The sequence below is a fragment of the Filimonas lacunae genome, from assembly GCF_002355595.1.
GTDB lineage: Bacteria > Bacteroidota > Bacteroidia > Chitinophagales > Chitinophagaceae > Filimonas > Filimonas lacunae.
Map to the genome: position 1 here is coordinate 203,281 of NZ_AP017422.1, position 10,669 is coordinate 213,949.

The following is a 10,669-nucleotide window of genomic DNA, read 5'->3' on the forward strand; positions in this document are numbered from 1 at the left end:
AGTAAATTGATAACCCGTAACTATAGTTTTCGGTTTTACTGGATAACCATGCTGGTATGCTGCCTGTTGGGCACACTACGTGCATATGGTCAAAAGACCGATTCTCTCCGCTTTCCTATACAAGATAGGAGGGGCGATCCTTTTGCTGCCCCCAGGTCAAATCCATTTGATATAAAAGATACTTCTTACTTAAAACGTACTATAGAATACGACCCGGTAACGAAGCAATATTATATTATAGAAAAGGTAGGTAACACCTACTATCGCAAACCTACTTATCTCACTTTTGATGAATTCTGGAAACTGCGCTCGCAGCAGGCAGAAAGAGATTATTTCAGTCAGCGTTCCCAAACCTTATTTGATCTGAATAAAAAGGTGCAACGTCCTAAGATGCGTTTGTATAACAAATTATTCGATCGCATTTTTGGGGTGGACAGTGGTGGTTTAAAAGTAAATATTAAACCGCAGGGTAATGTGGATTTATTGTTGGGCTACCAGGGGCAAAGAATTGACAACCCCACTTTACCGGAAAGAGCGCGTAAAACAGGTGGCTTTGATTTTGATATGAATGCCAACCTGAACGTGGTAGGTAACATTGGTAACAAACTGAAATTGCCCATTAACTATAACACGCTCGCCAACTTTGATTTTGAAAACCAGATTAAGCTGGATTATAAAGGGATGGATGATGAGATTATCCGTAGCATTGAAGCGGGTAACATTTCTTTCCAGAGCAAGGGTACGTTAATGTCGAGTGTGCAAAGCTTATTTGGTGTAAAAACCTCCTTGCAGTTTGGACGCTTAGGCATAACTACAGCATTGGCTAACGACCGTAGCCAGAAACAGTCACTTGCGTTACAAGGCGGTGGATTAAAGCAAACACTGAATAAAAAACTGGACGACTACGAAGAAAACAAAAACTATCTGTTAGGCCAGTATTTCCGCAATACCTATAATAAAACCATGAGCAACCTGCCTGTAGTAAACAGCCAGGTGCAGATTTTGCGTATGGAGGTTTGGGTAACCAACCGTACCGGTGCTACTACAGAAACAAGAAACATTGTTGGTTTGATGGACCTGGGTGAGAGTGCTCCCTATAATCCCAATATTAATTCTTTAACATCCAGTGCGCTGCCACAGAATGGCGCTAACGATTTATATGGTTTCCTGGCGGGGAATGAGAACAACCGTAACCCCAACCTTATCAGCACTATACTACAGTCGAGAAACTTTAAACCGGTGAATGACTTTGAAAAAACATTTGCCCGTAAGTTGAACAGCACTGAATATTACTTTAACCCGCAAGTGGGTTTTATTTGTTTAAATCAACAATTGCAGAGTGACCAGGTGCTGGGTGTGGCTTATCAATATACCTACAACGGCCGTGTGTACCAGGTGGGGGAATTTTCGCAGGATGTTGCGGTGGATTCTTCTAAAGGCATTCAAAAGGTATTGTTTGTAAAACTGTTGAAAGCTACTTCTGCCAGGATAAGTCTGCCTATCTGGAAGCTGGCAATGAGAAACGTATACTCACTGGATGTTACGGGTATTCAACGTCAGGATTTTAAACTGAACGTATTGTACCAGGATCCTAGCGGTGGTTATAAGCGCTACTTACCGGAAAGCTCTCCTGATGTAGAAGGTAAGTCGTTATTACGCATAGTGAACCTGGACCGTTTGAACAGCCGTAATGATCCTTTGCCTGATGGTGAGTTTGACTTTGTGGAAGGATTTACGGTATTATCTCAGCAGGGTAAAATCATCTTCCCGGTGCTGGAGCCTTTTGGGCGCGATCTGGATACACTGGCTTTTGCCGGACAACCCCAGTCACTAAAAGACAAGTACGTATTCTACCAGTTATATGATTCTATTAAAGCCATTGCGCAAACCTATGCCAACGTGGACAGGTTTGTGGCGCAGGGATCGGTCAAGGGGAGTTCGTCATCAGAGATTTATTTAGGGGCGTTGAACGTTCCGCAAGGTTCGGTGAAAGTGACGGCGGGCGGGCAGTCGTTGATAGAGAACACGGATTTCGTAATTGATTATAACATGGGTACGCTGCGGGTGATTAACCAGGCTATTCTTACCTCGGGCGTTCCTGTAAACGTACAGTTTGAAAATAATGCCACGTTTGGTTTGCAGCAGAGAAGCTTTATGGGGGTACGTCTTGATTATGCTGTTAACAAGCAGCTGGCTATCGGGGCCACCTATGAAAAATTGGCAGAGCGTCCATTCTTTACTAAAGTAAACTATGGCGAAGACCCGATCAACAACTCCATGTATGGTTTCGACTTTAACTATCGTTCGGAGTGGCCGGGCTTAACAAGAGCTTTGAACAAGTTGCCGTTTTATAATTCCACCACCATGAGTACTATCAATGCTTATGGTGAGATAGCTGCGTTAAAACCAGGGCATGCTGCACAAATTGGTAGTGGTACACAAGGTGCAGTATATATAGATGACTTTGAAGGTAGCACCAGTAATATTGATATCCGCTTTCCCACCACTTCGTGGGTGATGGCTTCTACGCCATCGGGTAATGGTTTATTTCCGGAAGCTACTTTAACTGATTCTATCGCTTATGGTAAAAACAGGGCAAAGTTCGCCTGGTATAATATTGAACCTATTTTACAAGATGCCAGTAACGTGAACAACCCTTTACGAGGTAAAGGCTTTGATCTTACTGCTCCTTATGTACGTGCTGTATATACGAAAGAATTGTTTCCACAAAAAACAACCAATATTACGGATGTACAGTCAACAACTTTCGACCTGGCTTTTTATCCTAAAGAAAAAGGTCCATATAACTTTAGCAACACTACCACTGATCTTACACCGGAAGGTGTTTTAAAAAATCCACAGCAGCGTTGGGGTGGTATCATGCGTAATATTGATCAAACCGATTTTGAAACAGGCAATATAGGCTTTGTTGAATTTTGGGTTCAGGACCCTTTTATTAAGCAGCCGGGCAGACCTGGTGGTAAACTGTACATTAACCTGGGGGACATTAGTGAGGATGTATTAAAAGATGGTCGTCGCTTTTATGAAAATGGGTTAAGCACGCCTACTCAAACTACGTCGGTAGATAGTACTTCTACCTGGGGACGCACTCCTGTTAACCCCATTCAAATTACACAGGCATTTAGTAATGATCCTGCCGACAGGGCTTACCAGGATTTGGGTTTTGATGGTTTGGACGATGACGGAGAAAGAAGAAAAAGAGACGGATACCTGAGAGAGTTGAATCAAAATTTCCCTGGCGCCACCTTTGTTACCCAAGCTGTTGCCGACCCATCCAATGACAACTATGTTTGGTATCGTGATGCTGTTTATGACAGGGATAATATTGGTATTCTGGGCAGATATAAGAATTTTAATAAGCCACAGGGTAACTCTCCTGTAGTGTCGGGTGGTTCTTTATTTTCTCCTGCTGCTACTTTATATCCTGATAATGAAGATTTGAACAGGGATAATACCTTAAATGAAAGCGAAGACTATTTTGAATACGGCGTTGATATAAAGCCTAACATGCAGGTTGGAACGAATTATATTACAGATAAAAAAACATTTATTCCGGATGGATCACAAACAGGGACAGAAGAAACCTGGTATCTGTTCCGTGTACCTATTGATGCATATACTGCCAAAATTGGCGATATCCCTGATTTTAAATCTATCCGCTTTATCCGTTTATATCTTACCGGTTTTGAAGATTCGGTGATCATGCGTTTTGCGAAGTTTGACCTGGTGCGTAACCAATGGCGCCAGTTTAAGTATGATCTGGATACCACTGGTTCTTATAAGCCGGTTCAGAATAATGGTGCTACGTCTTTTGATGTGTTAGCTGTAAACCTGGAAGAAAACAGCACACGCCAGCCCATTCCTTATGTTATCCCACCAGGCATTGAGCGGGTGCAGATGTTGAGCAACAATGGTGTAAACCTGTTGCAGAACGAGCAGAGTATGAGCTTGAAAGTGCGTAACCTTGCTAACGGCGATTCCAGGGCGGTGTTTAAAACCATGAACCTGGACATGCGGCAGTATGGAAGAATAAACATGTTTATTCACGCGGAGTCGATGGTAGGACAAACTACAGTGAAAGATGGTGAGCTGAATGCGGTAATTCGTATAGGGCAAGACTTTTTAAACAACTACTACGAAATAAAAATTCCGCTTTACATCACCGCGCCGAATGTTACCGCTACTTCTGCGCAGGTGTGGCCTACCTTAAACGATCTGGACATTTCGCTACAAGACCTGGTGAAGCTGAAGCTGCGCAGGAATAATAATGGAGCACCAGTAAGTAGTATTTATAGGGAGGTGATCAATAATAAAACCTTCTCCATTATGGGTAATCCTAATCTGGGAGAGGTGAATGCCTTTTTGATAGCGGTGGAAAATGCGCTTGATCAAAACTCGGGACAATTAAGTGCAGAGGTATGGTTTAACGAATTGCGTTTATCTGAAATAGATGAGAAAGGTGGCTGGGCTGCTTTGGGCCGTGTGGATATGCAGTTGTCTGACCTGGGTACTTTATCTGTCTCTGCTAATACCTATTCTGCGGGTTGGGGAAGTATAGAACAAAGAACGAATGAAAGGGCGCGTGAAAGCATGATGCAGTTTGATGCTGCCCTGCAAATAGATGCGGGTAAGATGATGCCTAAGTCTATAGGTGTAACCATGCCTATTTATGCCAGCATTAACAGAACTACTTATACACCAGAATACGATCCTTACAATCTGGATGTGAAGTTGAAGGATGTGCTTTCTACTACCAGGAATAAGGATTCGGTCAGAAATGTAGCACTGGATCAAACTACTATTAAAACGCTGAACTTTACCAACGTTCGATTTGGTAACACGGGTAAAAAGCCTAAGCTATGGAGTATCAGCAACTTTGATTTCAGCTATTCTTATACCAGCACGGTGCAAACCAGCCCGTTAATTACCCGTAATAGTGTGATTAAACATCATGGAGGTTTTGGATATACTTATAATGGTACCGCCAAGTATATCACACCATTTAAAAGGTGGATCAAAAGCAAGAGTGGCTGGTTCTCGCTGGTGAAAGATTTCAACTTTAACCTTACACCTTCACTGATTGGGTTTAGAACAGATATTAACCGTCAGTTTGGTACTTATATTCCGCGCATCATCAGTACTTATGACAATAAGGTAGAGCGTGTAGATACTACCTATGACAAGTACTTTACTTTCGACAGGTATTATAACCTGCGGTGGGATCTGGCCCGTTCCTTAAACCTCGACTTTAATGCCATCAACAAGGCTTATGTGGATGAACCTGCCGGACGTTTAGACACGAAAGCAAAAAGAGATTCTGTACGGGATAACTTCTTTAAAGGTGGACGTAACACACTGTATCAACAAAAGGCGGTTGCCAGCTATACATTGCCATTGAGCAAACTGCCTTTGACCGATTGGATTAATGTGCGTTATAGCTACGCTGCCAATTACAACTGGATTGGCGCCAGTCGTTTGGCTTTAAACCTCGGTAACATTATTGAAAACGGCCAGCAGAATACTTTAAATGGTGAGTTTGATTTTACCCGCTTATATAGCAAATCGCGTTTGTTAAGTGCTATTGATGGTGGCGGTGGTCCTAAGAAGGGCGTAAAACAACAAATACCTGTTAAGAAGTCGGCACCGGTTGCTAATAAAAATACAAAGGCGGTTGATCCAATGGCTGCTCTTCCATCGAAGGAAGATGTGGTAAAGGACCTGCATGGTAAGAAGAGAAGGATAGCACTGCGTAAATGGCGTAAGCAGAAGAAAGAAGCCAGAAGGGCTGCAAGGGCTATGAAGGGCAATAATGCTATGCCTGACCCAGGGCCGGTGGTGAAAACTGTGGGCCGGTTGGTAACAATGGTGAAAACGGTTTCTGTAAACTATACGGCTAACTATAGTACCCGTATTCCGGGATATATGGATAGTACAAGAGTACTGGGCCAAAACTGGAGCAGTATGCAACCGGGAATGGACTTTGTGTTTGGTAAGCAGGTGAATTCTGCATGGCTGGATGAGAAAGCGAAGAAAGGCATCATTTCCAGGGACTCTACCTTTAACCTGATGTTCCGGCAAACATTTGAACAACGATTGGCACTTACAGCCAGGGTAGAACCTATCAGGGAGTTTACCATTGACCTGAATATTGACAAGTCGTTTACAAAAGAATACTCTGAGTTGTTTAAAGACACTACCGGAACGGGTAATAACTTCGGACACTTAAGCCCATATGCTTCTGGTGGTTTCAGTGTTTCTTATATCGGGTTCAAAACCATGTTCCGCAAGTACAATCCTAACGAGGTGTCCAGCACATTTAAAGATTTCCAGAATAACCGTCTGGTGGTTTCTGAAAGGCTGGCTAAAAGCAACCCTTACCAGGATGGTACTAAAACTTCGGATGGGTATTATACAGGTTACGGCAGGTATTCACAAGCAGTAATTATCCCGGCGTTTATTGCGGCATATAGTGGCAAAGACCCTAACAAGGTGGGGCTGATTAAGCAAACCAATTCTAATATTAAGTCTAACCCATTCAGTGGCATTAAACCTTTGCCTAACTGGCGTGCTTCTTACTCGGGTTTAGCACGTATGCTGGGGCTGGGTAGCACTTTCTCTAATATCACTTTAACGCATGGTTATACCGGTACATTAAGTATGAACAGTTATACCAGCGCCTTAAACTTTAATGATCCGTTCCATTTAGGATCGCCCGGGTTTGTGGATACGGTGTCGGGCAACTTCGTTCCTTACTTCCTGGTGCCCAACCTTACTATCCAGGAATCGTTTAGTCCGTTATTGGGTATTGATGTAACTACCGTTAACCAGTTAAACATAAAATTTGAGTTTATCAAAAGCCGTCAGTTGAGTATGAGCCTGGTTGATTACCAGTTGAGTGAAGTAAGAAGCACCCAGTGGAACTTTGGTTTCAGCTGGCGTAAGCGCGGACTGGTGCTGCCATTTAAAATACCAGGAGGAAAGGGGAGCAGAAAACTGGATAACGACCTGAATTTAACGCTGGATCTTTCGATGCGGGATGATACACAAAGTAATACCACGCTCGACCAGAATGCCGCTTATAGCACAGGCGGGCAAAAGGTAATTAAGATACAGCCGGCTATTGACTATATCTTAAACAACCGCATTAATGTGAAGCTGTACTTCGATCAGCAGAAAACGATACCTTATATTTCTTCTTCCTCGCCTATTACCACAACCAGGGGAGGGTTGCAAATCAGAATATCGCTGGCTCAATAAGAGCTAAAAAACAAAAGCCTGATCGAATGATCAGGCTTTTGCTATTATAGAGGCTAACTTATCTTTTGTTATGGGCTTTACTATGTAGCTGGTTACTCTTCTGTATTGGTGTGCCAGCGCTATATCTTCATTGGCGGGTGAAGAGCTGATAATGTGTATATCAGGATTGTATTCGTGCGCAAAACTGAGTAATTCCAGGGCTTCTAAAAATTGCCATCCATTCATGTAGGGCATATTAATGTCCACTAACAACACATCAGGCAACTCATGAACAGGAATAGTACAGCTTTTGAAAAAATCAATGGCTTCCTCACCATTAAAAAACTGCAACACACTTTTTCCAGGTTGGGTTCTCTCAAATGTCTTCTTCAGAATTAACTGATACACCTGATCGTCATCAATGATGCCCAGGCGGTATGGTTTCTCAAGCATTATTGGTATTCTTTAAGGGGATTATGCTTATTATACTGCAATAGTAAAGATAGAACCGTTTATTCCATCACTTTCCCACGTTATTTTTCCGCCACAGGCCTCTATCTGACTTTTTAGCAGAAATAAACCCAGTCCTCTGCCGTGGTAGCCTTTGTGAAATATCCTTTTGTATTTGAATACTTCTTCTTTATGCCTGTTCATATCTATACCTAAACCATTGTCTATAAACTGAATTACCACCTGATCTTTTACCTGTGCCGAGGATATATGTATGGTAGGCGCCTGGCCTTCTTTCCGGAAAGTGAGGGCGTTACTAATGAGTGTTTGGAATATGTTTTCGAGATATACCAGCGGAAAGCTGATCACTTCTATTTCAAAATCGCAGGTAATGGTGGCATGCGTGGCATGAATAGCCGGGTGAAACAGTAACAATTTGCCTTGTAATACCTGAAACAGGTTACAGCTGGTGTATACTATGTCTTTGTTCAGCTGAATTTCTATCACCTCTTTTAAATCGTTGAGGGTTTGTATTACAAGCTCGGAGGTGCCCTTGATTTTAGAAAGTAATTCTTTGGCTTCCTCTATATTTTCACAATCGTCCAAAAAGTCCACAGCGCTGATCAGCGAGGTGGCCGGGCCGCGCAGGTTGTGGCTGATAATGCTGTTGAACTCTGTTATGTTGTCAATATGATATTGCAGGTTTTTATTCGCTTTTTTAAAGGCGATGTTTTTGCTTTCCAGTTCAGTGATCAGGTGTTTGTTTGCCGTGATATCTACCAGTTGACTGGTAAAGTAAGCGGGTTGATTATTTTTCCATATCAAGGATGCGGATAGCAATATCCATATAATGCTACCGTCTTTTTTATAATACCGCTTTTCCATGCGGTAGTTCTCTATTTCATGCGATAACAGCTGTTTTACATAAGCCATATCTACGGCTATGTCATCAGGATGGGTCATATCCATGAAGTTGAGTCGCCGCATTTCTTCTTTGGTATACCCGAAAATGTCGCAAAGCGATTGATTCACGTCCAGCCATTGGCCATTCAAATCAACAAAGGCCATTCCTATAGAAGAAAAGTCGAAGGCGTTTTTAAATATTTTGCGGCTTTCTTCCAGTAGCTCCTTGTTCTTTTTAAACTCGGTGAAGTTTTGTGAGGTAACAATCACTTTTTCTACCGTATCATCAGCCCCGGTAACCACTGTGCCCCTGGTTAGAAATACTTTCTCGTTATTTTGGGCAGTAACAATGTCCTGATAATGGGTGTGGAAATTATTGTCCTTAATGCAATGTTTCAATGTTTCTTCCTGCTGCACTCTTACCTCTGGTGGAAAAAATGCGAGGTATTGCTCTATGGTGGTAATGTCCTCTTGTTCGCCCAGATCCAGCAGCAGACGCATACCTTCCGAAGTTTTGATGTTGTTGGTGGTAGTATCCCATTCAAAGTGCCCGAACTGGCCTACTATTTCTGCATTACGTAGCTGTTCGTTTTTCAGTTGCAGCTCTTTTTCTGCCTTTTTACGCATCGCTACTTCTGCTTCCAGTGCTTCGGGGCTTTGCAATGAAAAATAATAAGGCAGTAGCCTTATCATATAAAAAATGGTGATCCAGCTTATAATGGCGGTGATAGCCCTTACTACTGCATTAAGGCGATAGGCGGGATACCAGAAGGTTACAGCATCTATAAAGTGTGTGGTGCCACAAGCCAGGATAAAAGAGGCAAACAGGAAGTACAGGCGGATAAAACGCTGGTGTTTGCGGCGGGTTAAGTATTTTATGATAATGGCAGGTATGGTAAAATAAGCACCCCATATTAACAGGTCACTGACTATAAAAAGCCAGCCATGAAAAGAGGTCCACTTGCCACAATGCCAACGTGGTGGCCAGTCGCTGGTATCCAATAGTTTAAATAGGAAATCAAGGATTCCGGGCATAGGGCTAAGGGGAATTAGTTACTATTGCAATGTAAGAAATTAAACAACTACCAATCAGCTGTTTTTATGGGTGAAAAAGGAATTGGCCTGGGCGGTACAGGTTACCACCAGGTCGTTAATGCACACATGTGCGGGCAGGTTGGCAGCATAAAAAACAATATCGGCCACATCGGCTGCATGTAGTGGTTCGTAGCCATCGTATACTGCTTTTGCCTTGCTGGCATCCCCTTTAAAACGAACATCGGAAAATTCTGTTTCAGCAGCGCCCGGATGTACAGCAGTTACTTTAATACTATGTGGTAATAAATCTATCCGTTGCGATTTGCTGATGGCATCTACGGCATGTTTGCTAGCGCAGTATACATTCCCGTTAGGATATACTTCTTTGCCTGCAGTAGAGCCTATGTTGATGATATGTCCTTTGCCGTTAGCTATCATGTAAGGTACTACCGCTTTGGAAACATATAGTAAACCCTTTACGTTGGTGTTGATCATGGTATCCCAGTCGTCCAGTGAGGCGGCGTCAAAAGTGTCACGTCCTAATGCCAGGCCGGCGTTGTTTACCAGCACATCCACTTGTTGCCATTCTGCGGGCAATTGCTGTAATTGTGTAGTTGTAGCTTCCCGGTCCTGTACATCAAAGGTCAGGGGTAGTATGTTTACCTTGTATTGGTTTTGCAAATGGCTGGCTAATTCTTCCAGTTTCTCTTTCCTGCGTCCTGTAATAATACAGTTCCATCCTGCTGCTGCAAATTTCTCTGCTATCGCTTTTCCAAACCCTGAGGTGGCCCCGGTAACTAAAATTATTTTGCCTGACATACACTTTTTTTTGCAACAACGAAACTACACCAAAACCACAGGTTCACCCACAAAATATCTATACAATGTTTGATCATACCTCTTAGCAAATAAACGGGTGTTTGCCGGGCTTAGGAGGGGGCAAAACGGGCAGGCAACAAAAGCATAGAAGCCTGTATCAAAGTAGCCAGTTATCCAATAAGCCTTTTTAAAAAACAGACCCTAT

General features: G+C 42.8%; 4 protein-coding genes. 1 reads left to right on the forward strand and 3 read right to left on the reverse strand.

Going from position 1 to position 10,669, the window contains the following annotated elements; translation table 11 throughout:
- The first annotated feature begins 48 nt into the window (after positions 1-48).
- Complete coding sequence (sov, locus tag FLA_RS00835) at positions 49-7,278, forward strand: T9SS outer membrane translocon Sov/SprA (protein WP_076379434.1); 7,230 nt, start codon at positions 49-51, stop codon at positions 7,276-7,278.
- A 30-nt stretch (positions 7,279-7,308) separates the two neighbouring features.
- Here the strand turns inward: sov and FLA_RS00840 are convergent, their stop codons facing one another.
- The 3 genes from FLA_RS00840 to FLA_RS00850 are packed head-to-tail and all read right to left on the reverse strand — an operon-like array spanning position 7,309 to position 10,464.
- Positions 7,309-7,710, reverse strand: coding sequence for a response regulator (locus FLA_RS00840; RefSeq protein ID WP_076379433.1), 402 nt, complete (start codon positions 7,708-7,710; stop codon positions 7,309-7,311).
- A 30-nt stretch (positions 7,711-7,740) separates the two neighbouring features.
- A complete protein-coding gene (locus FLA_RS00845) occupies positions 7,741-9,645 on the reverse strand; it encodes a sensor histidine kinase (protein WP_076379432.1) in 1,905 nt (634 codons plus the stop codon).
- Between the two features lie 54 nt (positions 9,646-9,699).
- On the reverse strand, positions 9,700-10,464 hold the full coding sequence (locus tag FLA_RS00850) for an SDR family NAD(P)-dependent oxidoreductase (RefSeq protein WP_076379431.1): 765 nt from the start codon (positions 10,462-10,464) through the stop codon (positions 9,700-9,702).
- Between the last annotated feature and the right edge of the window lie 205 nt (positions 10,465-10,669).